The sequence below is a fragment of the Blautia sp. DFI.9.10 genome, from assembly GCF_024461705.1.
In the GTDB taxonomy this organism is placed as follows: domain Bacteria; phylum Bacillota; class Clostridia; order Lachnospirales; family Lachnospiraceae; genus Blautia_A; species Blautia_A fusiformis.
The window spans coordinates 47,125-69,396 of the sequence record NZ_JANGAA010000005.1 but is presented as its reverse complement, the minus strand read 5'-3'; the positions used below and the strand labels follow the sequence as shown (position 1 = coordinate 69,396).

Here is a 22,272-nt window from a genome sequence, read left to right as displayed (position 1 = left end):
CAAAATATCAGAAAAACGGGAGAACATTTATGGCGAAACGGCCGATGTGTCTTTTGTGTTTTCTTATGATGCTGAGTCTTGGCACACTGGAGCTTATGGGGATTTCTCTGATCAGGGGGAATCCCCTTCCGTTAAATGTGCAGGAACAGATCGAAGCGCACCCTGGTTCCATGATCTGCGGGGAGGTGGAACAGCATGAAAACACAGAATTTTCCCAGTCTGTTTATCTGAAAAAAACATATCTTATCCATCAGTCAAAAAAATTTCCAATTGAAAATGTAAGAATATTCCTCAAAAAAGAAGAAGATCTGAAACCCGGAATGCGGATACTGGTCAAAGGAACGCTGAAAAGAGTGGAAGGCCCTGCGAATCCTGGGGGCTTTGACAGCCGGCAGTATTATGCCTGTCGTCATATTTATTATTTTATGAAGAACGCTGTGCTCCAAAAGAAAACAGCAGTGTATTCCGGCTACAGGCAGCTCCTTTTGGAGATAAAAGAAAGCTGCAGGCAGATTCTGAAGGAAGCAGCAGGAAAAGATGCGCCTGTTTTTTGTGCCATGACGCTTGGAGACAAACAGGAGCTGGATCCGGAAATACAGATGCGCTATCAGCTGGCCGGGATCATACATATCCTTGCCATCAGCGGGCTCCATATCAGTATTCTGGGAATGGGACTTTATAACCTTCTGAAAAAGATTGGACTGGGGATCTGGCCTGCCGGGATTTTTTCTCTGGGAGTGATGCTGCAGTATGGGATCATGACCGGAGGGAGTGTTTCCACCATGCGGGCAGTAACTATGTTTTTGATCGCCATGGGAGCCAGGATCACCGGACGGATCTATGACATGATGAGTGCTCTTTCCGTAACTGCCATGATGATCCTTGTGGAATCTCCGGCCTATCTCCTGGACAGTGGATTTCTTCTGTCCTTTGGCTGTGTTCTGGGAATGGGGATCGCTGCGGAAAAGCTCTGTGCTCTTGCAGGAGCGGAGAAAAAATGGACAAAGGCACTGGTAAGTCCTGTAGCTCTTCAGCTTGTAACGCTGCCGGTGATGCTGAAATTTTTCGGAGAAATCTCTATTGCCGGATTTATCCTGAATCTGCTGGTGCTTCCAAGCGTGGGTTTGGTACTGACTGGAGGAATGGCGGCGCTGCTGCTGGGGATTTTCAGTATTCCTGCGGCAAAACTGGTAATCCTGCCGGCAAGGGTACTGCTGCTTTTTTATGAATATCTCTGCAGTCTGGCAGGAAGATCAGGATGGAGTACCTGGATCGGAGGGGAGCCGGAAATATGGCAGATTCTGGTATATTATGGCTTTTTGATCACAGTTTTGTTTATGGGGCAGTATATAAAAGAACAGCTCCGAAAGAAAAAAGCAGTCAGTGAGGAAACGGAGTTATCAGAGGAGCGGGTGGAAGCAGGTTGCCGGAAGCTACATGCTATCCGGATAACAGCCGGTATTTTTCTGGCAGTCGGAATCCTGATACTGGGATATCATCCAACAGGAAGTCTGAAGGTGATCTGCCTGGATGTAGGACAAGGTGACGGTATCCTTGTGGAGACCCCGGAGGATCACCATTTTCTGATCGACGGAGGAAGCAGCAGCCAGTCGGAGCTTGGAAGATACTGCCTTTTGCCGGCATTGAAAAGTCAGGGGATTTCCTGGCTGGATGGGATTTTTATTTCCCATACAGATCAGGATCACATCAACGGTGTGAAGGAGCTTCTGGAATATATGGGAAAAGGTCTTACAACCATCCGGGCCGGATATCTGATCCTGCCTGCCTGGGCGGAAAGACCAGATGCGTGGAGGGAGCTTGCAGAGGTAGCAAAAACAGCCGGAGTTAAGGTCATGACAGCAGGAAAAGGGGATGAGCTGCCTTGCGGCAAAGTATCTTTTTCTGTTCTGTGGCCGGAGAAAGATGCCACAGGAAAAGATGTGAATGAGGAAGCTATGGTGATGGAGTTGTCTTTTGGAGATTTTCAGATGCTTTTTACCGGAGATATCGGTGCAGATACGGAGAAAAAGCTTTTGGCAGCCGGGGGGCTTGAGGATGTTGACTGTCTGAAGGTGGGACATCACGGTTCCCGTTATTCTACCACAGAAGCATTTCTTGAGAAAATAAAGCCGGAAGTGGCGATCATTTCCTGTTCGCTCACCAACACCTACGGACATCCGTCACCGGAAACCGTAGAGCGGCTTAAAGCGGCCGGAAGTCAGGTGGAATACACCATGAAAAACGGTGCTATTACCGTGGAAACAGATGGAAAAAAGCTTAAGATCGGAAGGTTCCGAAAAAACAGGTGACTTTTGAACACACTTGTTGTAGAATAGACAGGGTTTGTGCAAAAACAAAGCACTGAAAATGTGCAATACAAGATAAGGAGTTTTTATTTATGAAATATGATGTACTGATCGTAGGAGCAGGTCCCGGTGGAATCTTTGCGGCCTATGAACTGATGAATAATGATCCGGAGAAAAAGATCGCGGTTTTTGAAGCTGGTCATCCTCTGGAAAAAAGAAAATGTCCCATCGACGGAAAGAAAGTAAAATCCTGTATTCACTGCAAAACCTGTGCGATCATGAAGGGATTTGGCGGTGCAGGCGCTTTCTCCGACGGAAAATATAATATCACCAATCAGTTTGGCGGAACTCTGTACCAGCATATCGGCAAGGATACAGCCACAGAGCTGATGGAATATGTAGATAAACTGAACCTGATGCATGGCGGTGAAGGAACCAGGCTTTATTCTACCACAAACAGCGAGATCCGTAAGCTCTGCCTTCAGAACGGCCTGCATCTTTTGGATGCATCAGTCCGTCATCTGGGAACAGATATCAACTATGTGGTGCTTCAGAACCTCTATGAAAAAATGAAAGACCATGTGGACTTCTATTTTGACGCATCTGTTGACAAAGTAGAAAAAACTGAAGACGGTTATGCAGTTTTTGTAGGAGATGAGCGTTACGAGGGAACTTACTGTATCATCTCCGCAGGACGAAGCGGAAGTAAATGGATGGAGACGGTATGTACAGAGCTTAAGATCCCGACTCTTTCCAACCGTGTGGACATCGGAGTCCGTGTGGAGCTTCCGGCAGAGGTTTTCAGCCGTCTGACAGATGAGCTTTATGAGAGCAAGATCGTTTACAGAACTGAGAAGTTTGAGGATATGGTCCGTACCTTCTGCATGAACCCGCGAGGTGTTGTCGTGAATGAAAATACCAACGGTATTATCACAGTAAACGGTCACAGCTACGAAGATCCGGCAAAGCATACCAACAATACAAACTTTGCCCTTCTGGTATCCAAGCATTTCTCAGAGCCGTTCCATGACAGCAACGGATACGGTGAGAGCATTGCAAGACTTTCCAATATGCTTGGCGGTGGTGTTATGGTACAGCGGTTTGGAGATCTGATCCGCGGAAGACGAAGCACAAAAGCCCGTATTGAGGAAAGTTTCGTAACACCTACACTTTCTGCGACACCGGGAGATTTAAGTCTTGTTATGCCGAAACGTATCCTGGATGGCATCATCGAGATGATCTATGCCCTGGACAAGATCGCACCGGGAACCGCAGATGATGATACTTTGCTTTATGGCGTTGAGGTTAAATTCTACAACATGGAGGTCGAGATCGACGAAAATCTGGAAACCTGCCACAAGGGTCTCTTTGTTATCGGAGACTGTAGCGGCGTGACCCATTCTCTGTCCCATGCATCTGCCAGCGGAATCTACGTAGCCAGATACCTGGAGCAGGAGTATTTTAACAGATAAACTGCAGAGCAGTTTATCTGTTATGAGCAAGTAGCGAAGCGGATTGCGAATATCCAGTGTAAGACAGTCCTTTTCTGATATCAGGGTGATGACAGAAAGGGGCTGTTTTTTATGCAGGATATGCATGAATATTGGAGAAAGTATTCTGATAATAACTGACAGATACAGGGAGAAAACCGGTTACTGTTCACTGGTAATATTTCGTGAGGTGTTTTTTGTGAGCGAAGATCACAGAAAACCGTGAATCGTCTGACATCAATCTTGACAAATTTGTGAGTTTGTGGTAAAAGTTAGATAACCAGGTAAAAGAAAATATGTGCAAATGTTATAATGATAAGGTTGCATCCAGTCGGATGTGCAAAAGAGAATCCGGTGAGAATCCGGAACGATACCGTCACTGTGAAAGGGGAGCTGCTTTTATAACCACTGGGAGACCGGGAAGGGAAAGCAGCGTGGAACCAAGTCAGGAGAACTGCCTTATTGTGAGATCCAGGGATTCGCGGTTTACGAATCGGTATTCTCCATAACAATACAGAACTTCTTTTTATGTATTTGTATTGCGCAGAGAATCATGTGTGAGCAGGCGGCCGCAGAGAGCTGCTGCTTTTTTGTACATATCAGTATTCTGGAAATACATGAAAAGAGGACAATGAGAAATGAAAAGAAAAACAATGTTAGCTCTGATGCTCGCAGTTTCCATGACATGCTCTATGGGTGCGGCTACAACAGCAATGGCCGCAGAGGATTCTGCTACAGAAGAGAACGCTGAGGCAGCTGATACCACAGAGGCTTCTGATGCAGATCAGGAAGCAGCAGATAATGTAGCAGCTCTGATCGACAAGATCTATGTACAGGAAAGAAACGACACAACAGATGAGGACTGCAAGGCAGCCAAAGAAGCATGGGATGCTCTGACAGATGCTCAGAAAGAACTGGTAGAGGGTGAGAATGCAGATCCGGATTATTTCGGACGTGACACAGGAGATGCTTCCAAGGACGATCCGCGTAACCAGGATGAGATCGGTGAGAATGAACTTCTTGTTGTAAGCTTTGGTACTTCCTTCAATGACAGCCGTGCAGAGGATGTCAAGGGAATCGAGGATGCTCTTGCAGAAGCTTATCCGGACTGGTCTGTAAGAAGAGCATTTACAGCACAGATCATCATCAACCATGTAGAGGCAAGAGATGATGAAGTGATCGATAACATGCAGCAGGCTCTTGACCGTGCAGTAGAGAATGGTGTTAAGAATCTGGTTGTACAGCCTACCCATCTGATGCATGGTGCTGAGTACGATGAGATGACAGAAGCGATCAATGGCTATAAAGATAAATTCGAGTCTGTAGCTATCGCAGAGCCAATGCTCGGTGAGGTTGGAGACGATGCAACTGTGATCAATGATGACAAGAAAGCCGTTGCTCAGGCGATCACAGATACGGCTTGCAAAGAGGCCGGATTTGACAGCATGGATGCAGCAGCTGAGGCTGGCACAGCATTCGTATTCATGGGACATGGAACATCTCATACAGCTAACGTTACATACGATCAGATGCAGACACAGATGGAAAACCTTGGATTGAAGAACGCATTCATCGGTACTGTAGAGGGTAAGCCGGAAGATACAGCCTGCGACAAGGTTATCGAGAAGGTAAAAGAAGCAGGATACAAGAACGTTGTTCTTCGTCCGCTGATGGTTGTTGCCGGAGACCATGCAAATAACGATATGGCCGGTGATGAGGAGGATTCCTGGAAGAGCCAGTTTGTAGCATCCGGAAACTTCGATAAGGTTGACTGCCAGATCGAGGGTCTTGGAAGAATCGAAGCAGTTGAGAAGCTTTATGTAGAGCATACAAAGGCAGCCATCGATTCTCTGGGAAGCACTGAGGAGTCCGCAGATTCTGATGCAGCAGCAGATACAGAGGCTGATTCTGCTGAGGAGTCCGCAGAATAATAAATATAAAAATATCTGAGTGAGTTCAGATACCTATAAGAAATCAATGTAACTGCCCGGAAAGATCAGGAAGACTGTTTTCCGGGCAGATTGCTGTATCTATGGAAGGGAGAAGATTATCATGAAAAAACGCTATGTAAACTTAATTCTTGCAATGGCAAGTGCATCAGTCCTGGTGCTGGGCTCTGTGCCTGCGATGGCAAAAACAGATGAAACAAAAACAGAGTCCGGTGAGGAAGCAGAAGCTTCCGAAGAAAAGGATACAGATGCAACCAAAGCAGATACCCTGGAAGATGGCGTTTATACAGCAGAGTTTGGTACAGACAGCAGCATGTTTCATGTAAATGAGGCCAATGACAAAAAAGGAGAGCTCACGGTCAAAGATGGTAAAATGACCATCCACGTAAGTCTGGTTTCCAAGAAGATCGTTAACCTGTTTGCGGGAACTGCCGAGGATGCCCAGAAGGACGGAGCAGAGATCATTGAGCCGACCACAGATACAGTGAAGTACAGCGATGGTTATACAGAGGAGGTTTACGGATTTGATATCCCGGTACCGGCCATTGGTGAGGAATTTAACGTGGCGATCCTGGGAGAAAAAGGCAAATGGTACGACCATAAAGTCAGCGTAAAGAATCCTGTAAAAACCTCTGACGACAAAAAATCCGAAGGGAAAAAACCGGAAGAGCTGAAGCTGGAGGACGGAACCTATGAGACGGATGTAACCCTTACAGGCGGAACAGGAAGAGCATCTGTAGAATCTCCGGCTAAAGTAGAGATCAAGGACAAAGAAGCTACGGCAACCATCATCTGGAGCAGTCCGAATTATGATTACATGATCGTGGACGGCGAAAAATATGAGCCGGTGAACAAAGACGGAAACTCCACATTTGAGATCCCGGTCACAGTCTTTGACGCAGAAATGGAAGTGACTGCAGATACTGTAGCCATGAGTACTCCTCACGAGATTGAGTATACCCTGAATTTTGATTCTTCGAGCATGAAAAAGGAAGAAAAATGAAAAAAATAATTTCATACATATTTCTGACGCTGACCCTGATCCTGGGGTGTGCTTTTGCAGTGCAGGCAGCAGAGACAGAACATAAGCCTGCGGATATTCCAGGCCTTACCTTTGACCACAGTATGGATCTTTCCTACGCAAAGGAATTTAATGTGGATTACTACAACGATGGCTATGCGCTGCTCACCATTGATCAGGAAGGACAGTTTCTTGTAGTTCCCGAAGGCAAGAAAGCACCGGAGGGGCTGGATCCTGACATTGCGGTTCTGCAGCAGCCCATAAACAATATCTATCTGGTAGCAACCTCGGCCATGGATCTTTTCCGCGCTATCGACGGGATTGACAGCATCAAGCTTTCCGGAACCAAGGAAGACGGATGGTATATCCAGGAAGCAAAGGACGCCATGGAACAGAAAAAGATGATTTATGCCGGCAAGTACAGTGCTCCGGATTACGAGCTGATCCTGAACGAGGGCTGTGACCTTGCCATTGAATCCACCATGATCCATCACAATCCGGAGGTACAGGAGAAGCTGGAGCAGTTCGGGATCCCTGTAATGGTAGAGCGTTCCAGCTATGAGAGTCATCCTCTTGGAAGGACCGAGTGGATGAAGCTTTACGCAGTTCTTCTGGGAAAAGAAGATGTAGCAGAAAAGGTTTTCAAAGAGCAGACGGACAAGCTGGATAAGGTTCTCACAGCAGATAAAACAGACAAGACCGTGGCGTTCTTTTATATCAACTCCGTAGGTGCGGTAAATATAAGAAAAAGTGGCGACTATGTTTCGGAAATGATCTCTCTCGCAGGAGGAAATTATGTTCCGGAGGATACGGGAGTAAATGACAATGCTCTTTCCACCATGAATATGCAGATGGAAGAGTTTTATGCCAAGGCGAAGGATGCAGACTATATCGTCTATAACAGTACGATTGACGGGGAACTTAAGACCATTGATGAGCTTCTTTCCAAAAGTAAGCTTCTTGCAGATTTCAAGGCAGTGAAGAACGGAAATGTCTGGTGCACAGGCAAAAATCTCTTCCAGGAAACTACCGGACTTGGAACCATGATCGAGGATATCCACACCATGCTGACTACAGACGATGATTCTCTGGATGAGCTGACCTATATGCATAAACTGAAATAAATTCCAGTGTTCGCTTTAAATCCTTTGCCGGTTTCCACCTGTGAGCAGGAAACGAAAGGACAGGATAACAAAACAGAAGAGGAGTGTACCAGAAAAAATGAATGACAGAAAACGCGCAGTCCGATACGGGATCTCTTTTGTGATCCTTGCGGTACTTTTGACCTTTTTATTTATATGGAATGTAAATTCAGGAAGTATCCACCTCTCTGTGAAGGAGATCCTGAATATCATATTCCGGCATCAGGGAGATGAAACTTCTTATAATATCGTCTGGGAGATCCGTCTTCCCAGGATACTGGCAGTTATCATCCTTGGCGGAGCACTTTCTGTTTCCGGATTTTTGCTGCAGACCTTTTTTAACAACCCTATCGCGGGACCTTTTGTACTGGGGATCTCTTCCGGTGCCAAGCTGATCGTGGCGCTTCTGATGATCTTTTTTTTAAGCAGATCGGTGTCCATCGGTTCCGGTGCCATGATCCTGGCTGCTTTTGCAGGCTCAATGATCTCCATGGGCTTTGTGCTCCTTGTGGCAAAAAAAGTCCACAACATGTCCATGCTGGTCATCAGTGGTGTTATGATCGGCTATATCTGTTCGGCCATCACAGACTTTGTGGTGACCTTTGCAGATGATTCCAACATAGTCAATCTTCACAACTGGTCACTGGGAAGCTTTTCCGGTATGACCTGGGGGAATGTGCAGACTATGGTTGCTGTGGTACTTCTTACCATGGTGATCGTATTTTTTATGTCAAAACCGATCAGCGCCTATCAGCTGGGGGAGACTTACGCGCAGAATATGGGAGTTAATATCAAGGCTTTCCGGATACTTCTGATCCTGCTTTCCAGTATTCTTTCTGCCTGTGTGACCGCTTTTGCAGGGCCGATCTCCTTCGTGGGGATCGCTGTGCCTCATATTGCAAAAAGTCTCCTGAAGACTGCAAAACCCCTGCTTGTGATCCCGGCCTGTTTTCTGGGCGGTGCAGTGTTCTGCCTGTTCTGTGACCTGATCGCAAGAACTGTATTTGCACCGACGGAGCTGAGCATCAGTTCTGTGACAGCAGTTTTCGGAGCACCGGTAGTTATCTATATCATGATTCACAGACAGCAGAGGATATAAACGATGAAATCATATTTTTTTTATACAGATCAGCTGACCGTAGGCTATGATGGAAAACCGCTGATCAAAGAAATCAATATTCAGCTGAATAAAGGAGAAATCCTGACACTGATCGGTCCCAACGGTGCCGGAAAATCTACTATTTTGAAGAGTATCACAAGACAGCTTTCCCTGATCAGCGGAACGGTATATCTGGAACAGGAACAGATGAGCCGGATGACCAACAGGGAAGTGTCAAAAAAACTGGCTGTAGTACTTACCGAGCGCATGCGACCGGAGCTTATGACCTGTGAGGATGTGGTATCCACCGGACGATATCCCTATACCGGAACTCTCGGGATCCTTTCCGCAGAGGACAAGGAAAAAGTTAAAAGTGCCATGGAGATGGTTCACGCCTGGGATCTGAAGGATCGGGATTTTACAGCCATCAGTGACGGACAGAGACAGCGTATCCTTCTGGCACGCGCCATCTGCCAGGAACCGGAGATCATTATCCTGGATGAACCGACCTCCTTCCTGGATATCCGGCATAAGCTGGAGCTTCTTGCCATTTTGAAGAAGATGGTATTGGAAAAACAGATGACGGTGATCATGTCCCTTCATGAGCTGGATCTTGCCCAGAAGATTTCTGACCAGGTGATCTGTGTTCATGGAGATCACATTGAGAAATATGGTGCACCGGAGGAAATCTTTACTTCCGATTATATTCGGAAGCTTTATGGCATCACCCGTGGAAGCTATAATGCAGAATTCGGCTGCGTGGAAATGGAACCTCCGGCCGGAAAACCGGAGGTGTTTGTGATCGGAGGAAATGGAAGCGGGATTCCGGTATATCGGAAGCTGCAGCGACAGGGGATTCCTTTTGTGACCGGAGTTCTCCATACCAATGATGCAGATTATCAGGTGGCAAAAGAACTGGCTGCAAAAGTGATCACGGAGAAGCCTTTTGAATGCATTTCGGAGTCTGCCTTTGAAGAAGCACTGGAGTTCCTGGGAAAATGTGAAAAAGTGTACTGTCCGCTGAAGGATTTTGGTATCATGAATGAAAAAAACCGGGAATTGTTGAAAAAAGCAAAAGAAACCGGAAAATTAAACCAGATCAGATAAGTTCTCTGGGAAAATGAGAAAAGCAATAAAACGCTGTCAGAAATGAGTGATATAATTTCCGGCAGCGTTTTTTATATAATATAAATTACAAATATTTCAGCAGCTGTGTTATAATATGACAAGAACGACAGATCGTGAAGCGCTCGCATTCGTGGAGATGTAAGTAACGAAGAGGAATGTCCGCTTTACACCGCAAAAGTTAAGCAGATACAATCGATCCGAAAAAATATATGGAGGGAAGATCAATGAAAAAAAGAAACATGATCGCAGCTCTGCTCTGTAGTGCATGCCTTGTGGCAGGAAGTGTAAATCCCGTATTTGCAGATGCATCGAAGGTAGTAACACTTGGAGCAGATCTTACGGATGCCCAGAAGCAGACAATGATGAAATATTTTAATGTAAGTTCCGATCAGGTGCAGGTGATGACCATTACAAATGAGGATGAGCATAAACACCTGGATAATATCGCACCACAGTCCCAGATCGGTTCCAGAACTTTGAGCTGTGCCTATGTGAAGCCTACACAGTCCGGCGGGATCAAGGTCCGCACAGCAAATCTGAACTGGGTGACAGGTAATATGATCGCAACGACACTTTCCACATCCGGTGTGAAGAACTGTGAAGTAGTTGCTGCCTGCCCGATGGAAGTATCCGGAACAGGTGCACTTACCGGTATCCAGATGGCATATGAGAAGGCCAGCGGAGAGAAGCTGGATGAGACCAAGACGAAGCTTGCCAACCAGGAGATCGTAACCACTGGTGAGCTTGCAGATAAGGTTGGTAAAAATGAGGCGACAACAGTTGTAAACCAGTCCAAGATGGATGTGATCCAGAACGGAGTACAGAATGCAGATGAGATTCAGAATATTGTAATCAATGTGGCTGAGCAGAACAATATTTCCGTAAGCCAGGACGATATTGACAGGATCGTGTCTCTTCTGAAGCAGATCTCACAGCAGGATTACAATTATGATGATGTGAAGGAAACACTGGAGCAGGTAGATGCCAATACCACAGGCCAGACCTCTTCCTCTGATGATACGCTGGATGGCGAGAGCAGTGATGAAACCGTAGATGTGGATGCAGATTCTTCTGATGATATCGTCAACAATGTAAATGACAGCATTCTTGGTGACGATGTGATCCAGAGCTCCACAGAGGATCCGGGTCTTGAGGAAGAAACAGGAGCAGATTCTCAGGATACAAGCAATGAGACCGGAATCCCGGATGCTACCGACGACGGAACCTATAGCAATGAGGAAAGCTCGGACGAAAGCAGCACAGACGAAAGTACCTCTGACGAGAACAGCACAGAGGATAGTGCATCTGACGAGAGCAGCACAGATGAAAGTGCTTCTGACGAGGCTGCATCCGATAAGACCGGAATCCCGGAGGCAACAGAAGATACAGAATCTTCAGAAAGTACAGAGGGCTCAGACCAGGCAGACAGTGCAGAAAACGATACTTCCGTGCTCAGCGAAGAAGCAAAGAACAATTATGACAAATTTGTCCTCTTTGTAAAAGGCGAGTATGAGGGAGATGCAGATTCCCTTCTCGCTGCAACGGAGGATACAGTGGCAACGGTAACACTGGATGAGCAGACAGCGAAGAGTGTGGCAGAAACTGTTGAGAAGGATTATTATGATATCCTGAAGGATGGTACAGAATCCTATGAGGCAGATGGTACAGAAAAATATCAGAGTACAGAGCTGAATATGATGGATCAGAAGCTGAAGAAGCTGTTCAGTATTGACAGTTCCCAGGAGGACACAGAGGCCACAGACGTGACAGCAGCTATTCTTGCAGATGTTCCCCAGGAAGATAAGCAGACACTTTATAAAGAAACCATGAAATATCTGGCAGGTCTTTACGGCGAGAACACGGACTCTTCTGAGGAATCCGCAGCAGAATAAAAGATTTACAGAAAAAGAGATAAAAAATACCGCAGCAGAGAAAACAACCTTTGCTGCGGTATTTTTTGTCGTGCAGGAAAGATATCATGAAAATTTTGTGATTTACGACAAGGATTTGTGTAAGCACTGGAAAAATGGATTTTTCTGTGATAAAATTGACCGTAAATCGGTTTTGTGGACTCATACATCGCAAACCGTGACAGGGAAACGAGAAAGGGAAAAGGTAGAATTTATGAGCCTGGCAGTAGTAACATTAAAAAAAGGCGAAGGCAGATTCCTGAAATCAGGAGGCCTCTGGGTATATGACAATGAGATCGCAAGCATCATGGGAAGCTTTGTGAACGGAGATATCGTTCTGGTCCGGGACTTTGACGGATATCCAATGGGAAGAGGATTTATCAACACCAATTCCAAGATCACAGTCCGTATGCTTACCAGAGATGAGCGTACAGAGATCAGTCCGGAATTTTTGAAACAACGTGTCCGCGACGCATGGGAGTATCGTAAGAAGGTAGTAGATACCGGAAGCTGCCGTGTGATCTTCGGAGAAGCAGACTTTCTTCCGGGTCTTGTTGTGGATAAGTTTTCAGATGTGCTTGTTGTACAGTCTCTTGCACTGGGAATCGACCGTCTTAAAGAAACGATCATAGATGCACTGAAGGAAGTCCTTGCTGAGGATGGGATCCGGATCCGTGGAGTCTATGAGCGGAGTGATGCAAAGGTACGTCGCCAGGAAGGAATGGAACTTACCAAGGGATTTATCGGAGAAGAATTTCCGACACTTGTTCAGATTGAAGAGAACGGTGTGAAATATGAAGTAGATATCAGGGACGGGCAGAAGACCGGATTTTTCTTGGATCAGAAATATAACCGTCTTGCTATCCAGAAGCTCTGCAAGGGGGCGAAGGTTCTGGACTGCTTTACACATACCGGCTCTTTTGCCCTGAATGCGGGAATTGCAGGGGCACAGAGTGTTCTCGGTGTGGATGCGTCGGAAACTGCAGTCCTGCAGGCAAGAAGAAACGCCAGTCTGAACGGCCTGGACGGAACAGTGAAATTCCTCTGTGAGGATGTTTTTGAACTTCTTCCCGAGCTTGAGGAGAAGGGAGAGAAATTTGATGTTGTGGTACTGGATCCTCCGGCATTTACGAAATCCAGAAGCTCTGTAAAAAATGCCATCAAGGGATACCGTGAGATCAATCTCCGTGCAATGCGTCTTGTAAAGGACGGCGGATTTCTTGCAACCTGTTCCTGCTCTCATTTTATGACGTATGAGCTGTTTACACAGACCATCGGTCAGGCAGCGAAGAATGTCCATAAGAGACTGCGCCAGGTAGAGTACCGTACACAGGCACCGGATCATCCGATCCTCTGGTCAGCAGATGAGTCCTATTATCTGAAATTCTACATTTTCCAGGTATGCAATGACCGTTAGGAACTGCCATCCGGATTTTTTTACGGAAATTTTTGGGCAGTGCCGTATGGCAGTGAAAAGGAGATGCAGATCACATGAGAGACAAATTCAATAAATTTATGCAGGGACGTTATGGAGTGGATGATCTTTCCAGGTTCACCATGGGAGTCGCACTGGTTCTGATCATTCTGGCAATGTTTGCTAATATATTCAGCAGAACTGTCGGCAGCACCCTTGACATTCTCGGGGTCGCAGCGATCGTATATGCATATATACGTATTTTTTCCAGAAATATCCAGCAGCGTTATGCCGAAAATCAGAAATTCCTTCAGATGACGTCAAAGTTCCGTTTTCGCTTTAATAAAGAAAAGGATCTGATGAAGCAGAGAAAGACCCATCACATCTACAGCTGTCCGGGCTGCGGACAGAAGATACGTATTCCAAAGGGAAAGGGCAAGATCGAGATCGAATGTCCGAAATGCCACACAAAATTCGTAAAAAGGAGCTGACATGTTCGGATATGTGACCGTTAATAAACCGGAAATAAAATTCAAGGATTTTGATGTGTACCGTTCTTTTTACTGCGGTCTTTGCAGAGAATTGCGGGAGAGATACGGGATACCGGGACAGATCTCACTGACTTATGATATGACATTTGTGGTCCTTCTTTTAAGCGCTCTTTATGAACCGCCAACGAAGAAGGGAACCTCCAGGTGTGTGGTCCATCCGCTGAAGCCCCAGCCAGTGCGCAAAAATACAGTAACTGAGTACTGTGCGGATATGAATGTGATCCTTACCTATTACAAATGTATGGATGACTGGCAGGATGAACACAAACCACTGCGCTATGTATATGCAGGAATTCTGAAGAATTGCGGAAATATGCATATGTCCGCTTATCCGGAGAAGATCCAAAGGATCCGAAACGCACTAGAGGAGCTTTCTTCCCTGGAAAAACAGGGGGAAACCGATGTGGACCGTGTAGCCGGATGTTCCGGACGTATCATGGAAGAGATTCTGGCCTTCCGTAAGGATGTCTGGGAATCGTCCCTGCGCCGTCTGGGATTTTATCTCGGAAAATTTATCTACATCCTGGATGCTTATGACGATGTGGAAAAAGATGCAGAAAACGGAAATTACAATCCTTTCCTTGAAAAATATAAGATAGAAGGGTTCGAGGAAGAGGTACGTCGGCTTCTTATGATGATGCTTGCAGAATGCTGCAGAGAATTTGAAAAGCTGCCGATCCTCCGATACGGAGATATCCTTCGAAATATTTTATATTCCGGCGTCTGGTGCCGCTTTGCGGCGATCGGACAGAAGCGCAGGGAAGAACGGGAGAAAGAGAAAAAATGTTAGATCCATACAGCGTGCTGGGAGTTCCCAGAAACGCATCTGATGATGAAATAAAAAAGGCATACCGGAAGCTGAGCCGAAAGTATCACCCGGATGCCAATATCAATAATCCGAATAAGGATCAGGCCGAAGAAAAATTCAAAGAAGTGCAGCAGGCTTACGAGCAGATCATGAAAGAGCGTGAGTACGGAAGCAGTTCCCAGAATGGTTATGGCAGCTACGGAAATTACGGTGGTTTTGGAAATTACGGAAATGCCGGTTCCAGTGCCTATCAGGATGAGGAAAGTATGCGCAGAAGGGCGGCCGCCAATTATGTGCAGAGCGGTCATTTTCAGGAAGCTATGAATGTACTGGATTCTCTTGGTCAGAAAAATGGGGAATGGTATTACCTGGCTGCTATGGCAAATATGGGAATGGGAAATAATGTAACAGCTCTGGATCAGATCCGTGAAGCAGTCCGTCAGGAACCGGATAATATGCAGTACCGTATGCTGCTCCAGAGAATGGAAGGCGGTGGCGGCTGGTATCAGCAGCGGCAGGATCCCTTTGGGGGAATGCCGACCGCAGGAGGAGATATGTGTGATGCCTGCTGCAGGACCATGGCCTGTTTCATGTGCTGGCCGGGCGGCTTTTTCTGCTGCTGATGCAGGAAAAAGGGCTGTCATCGATGTCCTGAAACTGAGATCGGGGATATCATAAGGCAGCATATCCATATGTTTGTAAGGCGGATCCTGCAGATCCGTTTTGCGATATAGATCGCAGAAGGCTTTTTCTGACAGAGATTCACAATGCTGTCCGGAAAATGTCATACTGCAGAGAAAAAGAGGAGGAAATCGTTATGAGTATAAGAATTGGTATTTTAGGTTACGGAAACCTGGGACGCGGCGTGGAGTGCGCCATCAAGCATAATCCGGATACAGAGCTGGTTGCAGTATTTACCAGACGTGATCCAGAGACTGTAAAGATCCTTACAGAGACCGCAAAGGTTTATTCTGTAAAAGATGCGGAGAAGCTGAAGGATGAGATCGATGTCCTGATCATCTGTGGAGGAAGTGCGACAGATCTTCCTGTTCAGACACCGGAGTATGTAAAATATTTCAATGTTGTGGATAGCTTTGATACACATAAGAAAATCCCGGAGCATTTTGCAAATGTTGACAAGGCAGCAGCAGAGAGTGGACATGTAGGAATCATTTCCGTAGGCTGGGATCCAGGAATGTTTTCTCTGAACCGTATGTATGCAAATGCGATCCTTACAAATGGAAACGACTACACATTCTGGGGCAAGGGTGTCAGCCAGGGACATTCTGATGCAGTCCGCCGCATCAAAGGCGTAAAGGATGCAAAGCAGTACACCATTCCGGTAGAAGCTGCACTTGAGGCAGTAAGAAACGGAGAAAATCCGGAGCTTACCACACGCCAGAAACATACAAGAGAGTGCTTCGTAGTTGCTGAGGAAGGTGCTGATCTTGCACGCATCGAGGAAGAGATCAAGACCATGCCGAACTACTTTGACGAGTATGATACAACGGTACATTTCATTTCCCAGGAAGAGCTGGACCGTGACCACAGCGGTATCCCGCACGGCGGTTTTGTGATCCGCAGCGGAAAAACAGGCTGGAACAATGAGAACAGCCATGTGATCGAGTACAGCCTGAAGCTGGATTCCAATCCTGAGTTTACATCTTCTGTGATCGTTGCCTATGCAAGAGCTGCATACCGCATGAACCAGGAAGGACAGAAGGGCTGCAAGACTGTATTTGATGTTGCACCTGCATATTTAAGTGCCCTTGACGGAGCAGAGCTTCGCAAAAAATTCCTGTAAGGATCTGTAACAGATCTGTAACAGACAGGAGCAAAACTGCATAAAAGATCATATCCCCGGAGCATCAGTGAATATTTCTGATGTTTCGGGGCTTTTTTCTGCATAAAATCAACATTGGTAATACCTGGATGATGATTTTTCTGAAAGAAAAGGAAAGAGTTGACGGACCGTAAAGAATGTTATATAATATGGACGTAAAATTGTAACAAAATTGTAACGTTTACGATCAGTCGGACTTAAGAAATAGTAAATATCAATGATCTATCTATCAAAGGAAGGTATGTATGCGAAAATTAAGCAGAAAATGGAAACTCTGGGGACTTTTTTTTGTTCTGATGTTCTTTGCAGCCGGAGCAACTGTACATACAACGGCAACAGATGTACAGGCTGCGACCAAAAACGGCTTTAAAACAGAAAAAGGAAAGTCCTATTATTATCAGAATGGACAGAAGGTAAAAGGCTGGCTTACACTGAACGGGAAGAAATATTTTTTTAATAAATCCACAGGCGTGCAGATGAAGCGTTGGGCTAAGGATTCCAAGGGCAAACGATATTTTTATAATGTCAACGGTGCCAAGGGCTATATGGCAACAGGCTGGCTTACAGACAGTAAGAACAATACCCGCTATTTTAATCCCACCAGCGGATATATGACAACGAGATGGGCCACGATCAGTAATAAGAAATATTATTTCTACAGCGGCAGTGGTGCTGCAGCCAGAAGTGTATTCCTTACAGACAAGAAGAATGTGACCAGATATTTTACCAGCAAATGCTTTATGGCAAAGGGCTGGGCAACGAATAAGAAACAGCAGAAGCGTTATTTTGATCCAAACACGGGAGCTATGTATAAGGGCTTCAAGAAGATCGGCAGCGATACCTATTATTTTTACAGCAAGAGCGGCGTGATGGCTACCGGTTGGGTCACAAATTCCAAAAAAGGATATAAATATTATTTCGATCCGTCAACCGGTGTCATGGCTACGGGAACGAAGACGATCGATGGCAAGAAGTATACATTTGGCAGCAATGGTGTCTTGGATACCAACCCAAGTACTACTACAGCGACAAGCTCCAGGACTATCAAGAATTTCCTTGCCAATGCATTACTTCCGGTAGGAAAGACTCTTTACGTATGGGGCGGCGGCCACAACTGGTCGGATGCGACCAGAAAGGGCATCAGTCCAAAATGGAAACAGTGGTATGACAGCAATTCCAGCTCCTATAATTACAGATATTATATGGATCTCAGTGAAGCTACAGAACAGAAGGGCCTTGACTGTTCCGGCTTTGTAGGATGGTCTGTATATCAGATCATGCAGAGCAGATCCGGTGGACCTATGTACACGGATGTTTCCGGAAATCTTGGATCTTTGTATTCCGGCAAGGGAATGGGTACCGTTGTTTCCCAGGCTCAGCTGGCAAGCTCAAACTGGAAGCTTTATCCTGGGGATATCGGATACAACAGCGGACATACCTGGATCGTTCTCGGACAGTGTTCCGATAAGAGTGTCGTGATCCTCCACTGTACACCGAATGCCGGCGTACAGATTTCCGGAACACCGACACCAAGCGGAACTTACGGAAGCCAGGCGATCAAGCTGGCAGAAACTTACATGTCCAGGTATCCTGGAGCCAGCAAATATGACTATCATGAATCCAGTGGTAACTATATCCGAAACGGTGCATACTTCAGATGGAACAGAAGCACTCTTTCCGATCCCAACGGATATCTGAACAAGACAGCCAATCAGATCCTTGCAGATCTTTTCTGATCAGGATATGCTGAAAGAAATTTATATGTAACAAATAGCAATAAGAAACGCGAGAGGAGAATCTGAGATAACCCGGGTTCTCCTTTTTTAATGTCAAAATCATTAATAAATGTTACAAAGTTTTAAACTAATTAATAGAAAATCCTTGCAATCCAAATAACACTGTGTTAATATATAAAAAGATTGAAACAAGATATTGCAAAAGTGTTACAAAGAAAACCAACGAAGCGGATGGTCAGATCCGCTGTATTAAATTAGAATCAGATTGCGAGGGTGAACAGTCATGAAGAAAAGGATATTATGTCTGACACTGGCGCTCATCATCAGCGGAGCACAGGTAGTCAGCGTAAGCGCAGCAAGAGAAGATGAGGCAGCACTTCAGCAGGAGATGGATGCGACCAACGAACAGCTGAATGCGACTTATTCCAGATTGGATGAGCTTTCCTCACAGAAGTCACAGATTGAAGGCGAGATTTCAACTCTTGATGCCAATCTTGTAAACGTGATGGTTTCGATCCAGACACTGGAGGGAGATATCTCCAATAAGGAAGCCGACATTGCATCTACACAGACCAACCTTGAGAAGGCCAAAAATGCCAAGCAGAAACAGTATGAGGCAATGAAGAAACGTATCCAGTATCTCTATGAGAAGGGTGGAGATGATGCATGGTTCCAGATGATGCTGAATGCAGAGAACCTGTCTGATCTTCTTACAAGAGCAGAGTACACACAGAAGACTTATGAGCAGGACCGTAAGAGTCTTGAAAAATATTCCAATACGATCCAGCAGGTGGCAAACCTGGAGGCACAGTACACACAGGAGAAGGCAGAGCTGGAGGGAATGAAGCAGGAATATGAGGCAGAGTCCCAGAACCTGCAGGCACAGCTGGATGAGAAGCGTGCCACATCCGCAGATTATGATAATGAGATCGCCTACGCACAGCAGCAGGCTACAGATTATGCCAACCTTCTTGCAGAGCAGACTGCAGAGCTTCAGAGATTAGAGGCTGAGCGTATTGCAGCAGAGGAAGAGGCAAGACGTCAGGCCGAGGCTGAAGCAGCAGCGAGAGCACAGGCTGAGGCAGAAGAGGAAGCAAGACGCCAGGCAGAGCAGGAAGCACAGCAGGATGAGGCGGACGAGAGCGAAGACGTACAGTACGATGAGGACGGCGACGTGATCGAGAATGCAGATGAGGATACTGCAGAAGATGACACCGAGGATGTGGATGAAGATGCAGACAATGGTGAGAATGATGATGCGTCCGAGGATACTGAGAATACAGAGGATAATGCAGACGCAGATTACGATAACAGCACAGACGCATCTGAAGAAAGTGCAGAGGACACATCTAATGCAGAGGATACATCTTCAGACAGTGACAGTTCTTCTTACAGTAGCGGTTCAGGATCTTCTGTTGTGAATTATGCTACACAGTTTGTGGGAAATCCTTACGTATGGGGTGGAACAAGCCTTACCAATGGTGCAGACTGCTCCGGATTTGTACAGAGTGTCTATGCGAACTTCGGAGTCAGCCTTCCGAGAACCTCCTATGAGCAGCAGAATGCAGGTACAGAAGTATCCTACGCAGATGCACAGCCGGGAGATCTGATCTGCTATGGCGGACACGTGGCTATTTACATGGGTAATGGCCAGATCGTTCATGCATCGAACTCTCAGGACGGGATCAAGATCAGCAATGATGCTACATACAGAACAATTGTATCTGTAAGACGTCTTGTATAATAAAAACGTACAACAGAAAATAAAAATACAGCAGCCCGACAGCAGTTTGTCGGGCTGTTTTTAACGTCGGAAAAAATACTGAAAAACCCATGGAACGGAGTGAACAGCAACAAAATATGCTCAAAAATGTATAAATATTGAAAACAGTATTGACATATAATTAACGGGATGTTATTATAATGTCAGTATAATTCCATATTGAACATAGCAAGTGCTGAGGATAGCTGACAGTTATATATTGATTATCAGAAGTCCACAGAAAAGGGAATCAGGTGTGAAACCTGAGCGATCCGGTCACTGTAACGGAGGAGCGAATCTCATAGTCCATTGTACGTATGTATGAGAAGGAGAGAGGAGTCATGATCCCGGAGCCAGGAAACCTGCTTGTTATGGCGAGGTTAAACTTCCGTGTAAAGTGTAACAACCATTTCAGGGACTCCGCACCCCTGGGACGTTGTCTACTTTTTTACGAGAGTAGGCATTTTTTTATGGAATGCGCCTGTTCATATGAATTATACATGATTAAATGGCAGGCGATACTACTCCGGATACATTCGTTCCCTCCGCGCACTCATGAACGGATTATATTTCTACCCCGGGGTGGCATCGCTACCTCTTTTTTATAGGAAAAAATTATGTGTGGTTATGTCAGGAGAGGAGAAAAGAGCCATGGAGAAACCATACTGGGAAGGCAAAGAATACTCTTACTTCAGCCACAAAAACTGTGAGTATTTTCCGTGCCATAAAGGAGCAGATCCGGAGAACTTCAATTGTCTGTTCTGCTATTGTCCTTTATATGCACTGGGAGATAAATGTGGTGGTAATTTCCGCTTTACGGAAAGCGGGATCAAAGACTGCACCGAATGCAAGCTTCCTCACAGAAGAGAAAATTTCGGATATGTTACAGGTAAATATAGCGAGCTTGCGGAAATTGTACGGAAGCAGCGGGAAAAATAAAAAACAGGCCAGTTCAGATACAGGAAAATGTATATTCCTGTGTTTGAACTGGCCTGTTTTGTTTGGGGTGGACAATATCTGTTATCTGTCGAAAAAGATACAGAAGATCATTCTCTGGTTTGGAGAAAAACCTTGAGTCTGGGAATCTGGTTGTTGAGGATCAGCTGTTCCGGAAACATGGCCTGATGAACAAACTCAGCAGCACAGGTAAAATCTCCGATATGCTCCGGGCCATGGCTGTCACTGGAAAGAAGCAGCGGCAGATCATATTTGCGGCAGCATCGAAGGATCTCGAAACAGTTTTCTCTTGTGTCGCCACGATAGCCATAAGGTGCAAGAGAAGCTTCGTTGATCTCAAAGATCGTGCCGGTTTCCCTGGCAGCCCTTGCAAGCGCATCATAATTAACCGGGTAATGAGTGTTATCACTATGTCCGAGGATCTTTACACAGGGGTTTTTCATTACATTGATAAAAGCTTCTGTGTTTTCGGCTCTGGTACCGCAGCGGTAATTCCAGGCATGCATGCTGGCAATGGCGTAATCAAGTTTACATAATAATTCCTGATCTAAATCTACCGTCCCGCTGCGGTCAAGGATATTCAGTTCAATTCCGTAGAGTAATTCTACACCGAAATGTTTTTTGGGAGAATAGGTAAGGCTGCGGAAATAGGAGGAAGTTCCGGCTGCCAGAGTGCCGGGACCGTGATCAGTGATTCCGAGAAGCCGGAGACCTTTCTCAGCAGCTGCGCGTGCCATGTTGGTGATGGTACATTCCGTGCCGTGACCACTGGCGATGGAGTGGGTATGCATATCAGAAAGATACATAAAAATACACCTCTTTTACTGTTTGAGAACATGTGACAGAGCGGAATACGAATGTCCGCTTTGCATAAATTTTTTCTGAAAAACAAAGGAATTCCTATATAAATCCAAGTATGGCAGAGCAGAAAAACAAAGTCAATAGAGAAAAACATAAAAATACAAAAAACAAATAAAATCAACAGGGCACAACCGATAAAAACCACAAAAACAGCTAGAAACACATGTTGGATTTCGTTGACATCGAAGTAGGGGTAAGGTATAATAAAACTACATGAGCACATAGCCGGACAGGAGCGGTTCTGGAAGCGTAGAGGCAGACAGATCACCAGAAACAACCGGTTATGAGAAAGGAG

At 45.8% G+C, this 22,272-nt stretch carries 17 protein-coding genes and 2 riboswitches; of the genes, 16 read left to right on the top strand and 1 reads right to left on the bottom strand.

The window, feature by feature from the left end:
- Nucleotides 1-29 precede the first annotated feature (29 nt).
- From NE671_RS04765 to NE671_RS04690, 16 genes are all read left to right on the top strand, one after another.
- A complete protein-coding gene (locus NE671_RS04765) occupies nucleotides 30-2,309 on the top strand; it encodes a DNA internalization-related competence protein ComEC/Rec2 (protein ID WP_173740780.1) in 2,280 nt (759 codons plus the stop codon).
- Between the two features lie 89 nt (nucleotides 2,310-2,398).
- The gene (locus tag NE671_RS04760; RefSeq protein ID WP_022426410.1) at nucleotides 2,399-3,778 is read left to right on the top strand and encodes an NAD(P)/FAD-dependent oxidoreductase; all 1,380 of its coding nucleotides are present in this window, start codon (nucleotides 2,399-2,401) and stop codon (nucleotides 3,776-3,778) included.
- 319 nt (nucleotides 3,779-4,097) lie between these two features.
- Nucleotides 4,098-4,272, top strand: a riboswitch (cobalamin riboswitch).
- 162 nt (nucleotides 4,273-4,434) lie between these two features.
- Nucleotides 4,435-5,727, top strand: a complete 1,293-nt coding sequence (locus NE671_RS04755; RefSeq protein ID WP_015525974.1) for a sirohydrochlorin cobaltochelatase — start codon at nucleotides 4,435-4,437, stop codon at nucleotides 5,725-5,727.
- A 121-nt stretch (nucleotides 5,728-5,848) separates the two neighbouring features.
- A complete protein-coding gene (locus tag NE671_RS04750; protein WP_173740779.1) occupies nucleotides 5,849-6,748 on the top strand; it encodes a hypothetical protein in 900 nt (299 codons plus the stop codon).
- A complete protein-coding gene (locus NE671_RS04745) occupies nucleotides 6,745-7,890 on the top strand; it encodes an ABC transporter substrate-binding protein (RefSeq protein WP_173740778.1) in 1,146 nt (381 codons plus the stop codon). Before NE671_RS04750 ends, NE671_RS04745 begins: the two co-directional genes overlap by 4 nt.
- A gap of 97 nt (nucleotides 7,891-7,987) precedes the next feature.
- A complete protein-coding gene (locus NE671_RS04740) occupies nucleotides 7,988-9,007 on the top strand; it encodes a FecCD family ABC transporter permease (RefSeq protein WP_173740777.1) in 1,020 nt (339 codons plus the stop codon).
- A gap of 3 nt (nucleotides 9,008-9,010) precedes the next feature.
- Entirely contained in the window at nucleotides 9,011-10,114 is a 1,104-nt protein-coding gene (locus tag NE671_RS04735; RefSeq protein ID WP_021651559.1) for an ABC transporter ATP-binding protein, read from the top strand.
- Nucleotides 10,115-10,359: 245 nt separating this feature from the next.
- The gene (locus tag NE671_RS04730) at nucleotides 10,360-12,027 is read left to right on the top strand and encodes a DUF1002 domain-containing protein (RefSeq protein WP_015525971.1); all 1,668 of its coding nucleotides are present in this window, start codon (nucleotides 10,360-10,362) and stop codon (nucleotides 12,025-12,027) included.
- 232 nt (nucleotides 12,028-12,259) lie between these two features.
- On the top strand, nucleotides 12,260-13,462 hold the full coding sequence (locus NE671_RS04725; protein WP_015525970.1) for a class I SAM-dependent rRNA methyltransferase: 1,203 nt from the start codon (nucleotides 12,260-12,262) through the stop codon (nucleotides 13,460-13,462).
- A gap of 74 nt (nucleotides 13,463-13,536) precedes the next feature.
- Nucleotides 13,537-13,950, top strand: coding sequence for a hypothetical protein (locus NE671_RS04720; protein ID WP_015525969.1), 414 nt, complete (start codon nucleotides 13,537-13,539; stop codon nucleotides 13,948-13,950).
- A 1-nt stretch (nucleotide 13,951) separates the two neighbouring features.
- Nucleotides 13,952-14,800 carry a DUF5685 family protein gene (locus NE671_RS04715; protein WP_195635143.1) on the top strand — a complete coding sequence of 283 codons (849 nt, stop codon included), beginning with the start codon at nucleotides 13,952-13,954 and terminating at the stop codon, nucleotides 14,798-14,800.
- Nucleotides 14,794-15,441 (top strand): J domain-containing protein, encoded by a 648-nt coding sequence (locus NE671_RS04710; RefSeq protein ID WP_114002793.1) that lies wholly within the window; start codon nucleotides 14,794-14,796, stop codon nucleotides 15,439-15,441. Before NE671_RS04715 ends, NE671_RS04710 begins: the two co-directional genes overlap by 7 nt.
- 194 nt (nucleotides 15,442-15,635) lie before the next feature.
- Nucleotides 15,636-16,622: a diaminopimelate dehydrogenase gene (locus NE671_RS04705; protein ID WP_015525965.1), complete on the top strand. Its 987-nt coding sequence runs from the start codon at nucleotides 15,636-15,638 to the stop codon at nucleotides 16,620-16,622.
- Between the two features lie 284 nt (nucleotides 16,623-16,906).
- The gene (locus tag NE671_RS04700; RefSeq protein ID WP_256163727.1) at nucleotides 16,907-18,397 is read left to right on the top strand and encodes an N-acetylmuramoyl-L-alanine amidase family protein; all 1,491 of its coding nucleotides are present in this window, start codon (nucleotides 16,907-16,909) and stop codon (nucleotides 18,395-18,397) included.
- Nucleotides 18,398-18,680: 283 nt separating this feature from the next.
- Entirely contained in the window at nucleotides 18,681-20,141 is a 1,461-nt protein-coding gene (locus tag NE671_RS04695) for a C40 family peptidase (protein WP_256163726.1), read from the top strand.
- 232 nt (nucleotides 20,142-20,373) lie between these two features.
- A riboswitch (cobalamin riboswitch) is annotated at nucleotides 20,374-20,543 on the top strand.
- A 267-nt stretch (nucleotides 20,544-20,810) separates the two neighbouring features.
- Complete coding sequence (locus tag NE671_RS04690) at nucleotides 20,811-21,098, top strand: cysteine-rich small domain-containing protein (protein WP_173723397.1); 288 nt, start codon at nucleotides 20,811-20,813, stop codon at nucleotides 21,096-21,098.
- Between the two features lie 107 nt (nucleotides 21,099-21,205).
- On the opposite strand, the gene NE671_RS04685 is transcribed toward NE671_RS04690, so the two are convergent.
- Nucleotides 21,206-21,922 (bottom strand): phosphatase, encoded by a 717-nt coding sequence (locus NE671_RS04685; protein ID WP_021651550.1) that lies wholly within the window; start codon nucleotides 21,920-21,922, stop codon nucleotides 21,206-21,208.
- Nucleotides 21,923-22,272: the final 350 nt, after the last annotated feature.

What these genes read in the sequence shown, in the direction of transcription:
- NE671_RS04735 (WP_021651559.1), top strand. Translation starts at nt 9,011, where the DNA reads ATGAAATCATATTTTTTTTATACAGATCAGCTGACCGTAGGCTATGAT.
- NE671_RS04750 (WP_173740779.1), top strand. Translation starts at nt 5,849, where the DNA reads ATGAAAAAACGCTATGTAAACTTAATTCTTGCAATGGCAAGTGCATCA.
- NE671_RS04715 (WP_195635143.1), top strand. Translation starts at nt 13,952, where the DNA reads ATGTTCGGATATGTGACCGTTAATAAACCGGAAATAAAATTCAAGGAT.
- NE671_RS04690 (WP_173723397.1), top strand. Translation starts at nt 20,811, where the DNA reads ATGGAGAAACCATACTGGGAAGGCAAAGAATACTCTTACTTCAGCCAC.
- NE671_RS04760 (WP_022426410.1), top strand. Translation starts at nt 2,399, where the DNA reads ATGAAATATGATGTACTGATCGTAGGAGCAGGTCCCGGTGGAATCTTT.
- NE671_RS04700 (WP_256163727.1), top strand. Translation starts at nt 16,907, where the DNA reads ATGCGAAAATTAAGCAGAAAATGGAAACTCTGGGGACTTTTTTTTGTT.
- NE671_RS04745 (WP_173740778.1), top strand. Translation starts at nt 6,745, where the DNA reads ATGAAAAAAATAATTTCATACATATTTCTGACGCTGACCCTGATCCTG.
- NE671_RS04725 (WP_015525970.1), top strand. Translation starts at nt 12,260, where the DNA reads ATGAGCCTGGCAGTAGTAACATTAAAAAAAGGCGAAGGCAGATTCCTG.
- NE671_RS04740 (WP_173740777.1), top strand. Translation starts at nt 7,988, where the DNA reads ATGAATGACAGAAAACGCGCAGTCCGATACGGGATCTCTTTTGTGATC.
- NE671_RS04765 (WP_173740780.1), top strand. Translation starts at nt 30, where the DNA reads ATGGCGAAACGGCCGATGTGTCTTTTGTGTTTTCTTATGATGCTGAGT.
- NE671_RS04720 (WP_015525969.1), top strand. Translation starts at nt 13,537, where the DNA reads ATGAGAGACAAATTCAATAAATTTATGCAGGGACGTTATGGAGTGGAT.
- NE671_RS04730 (WP_015525971.1), top strand. Translation starts at nt 10,360, where the DNA reads ATGAAAAAAAGAAACATGATCGCAGCTCTGCTCTGTAGTGCATGCCTT.
- NE671_RS04685 (WP_021651550.1), bottom strand. Translation starts at nt 21,922, where the DNA reads ATGTATCTTTCTGATATGCATACCCACTCCATCGCCAGTGGTCACGGC.
- NE671_RS04710 (WP_114002793.1), top strand. Translation starts at nt 14,794, where the DNA reads ATGTTAGATCCATACAGCGTGCTGGGAGTTCCCAGAAACGCATCTGAT.
- NE671_RS04705 (WP_015525965.1), top strand. Translation starts at nt 15,636, where the DNA reads ATGAGTATAAGAATTGGTATTTTAGGTTACGGAAACCTGGGACGCGGC.
- NE671_RS04695 (WP_256163726.1), top strand. Translation starts at nt 18,681, where the DNA reads ATGAAGAAAAGGATATTATGTCTGACACTGGCGCTCATCATCAGCGGA.
- NE671_RS04755 (WP_015525974.1), top strand. Translation starts at nt 4,435, where the DNA reads ATGAAAAGAAAAACAATGTTAGCTCTGATGCTCGCAGTTTCCATGACA.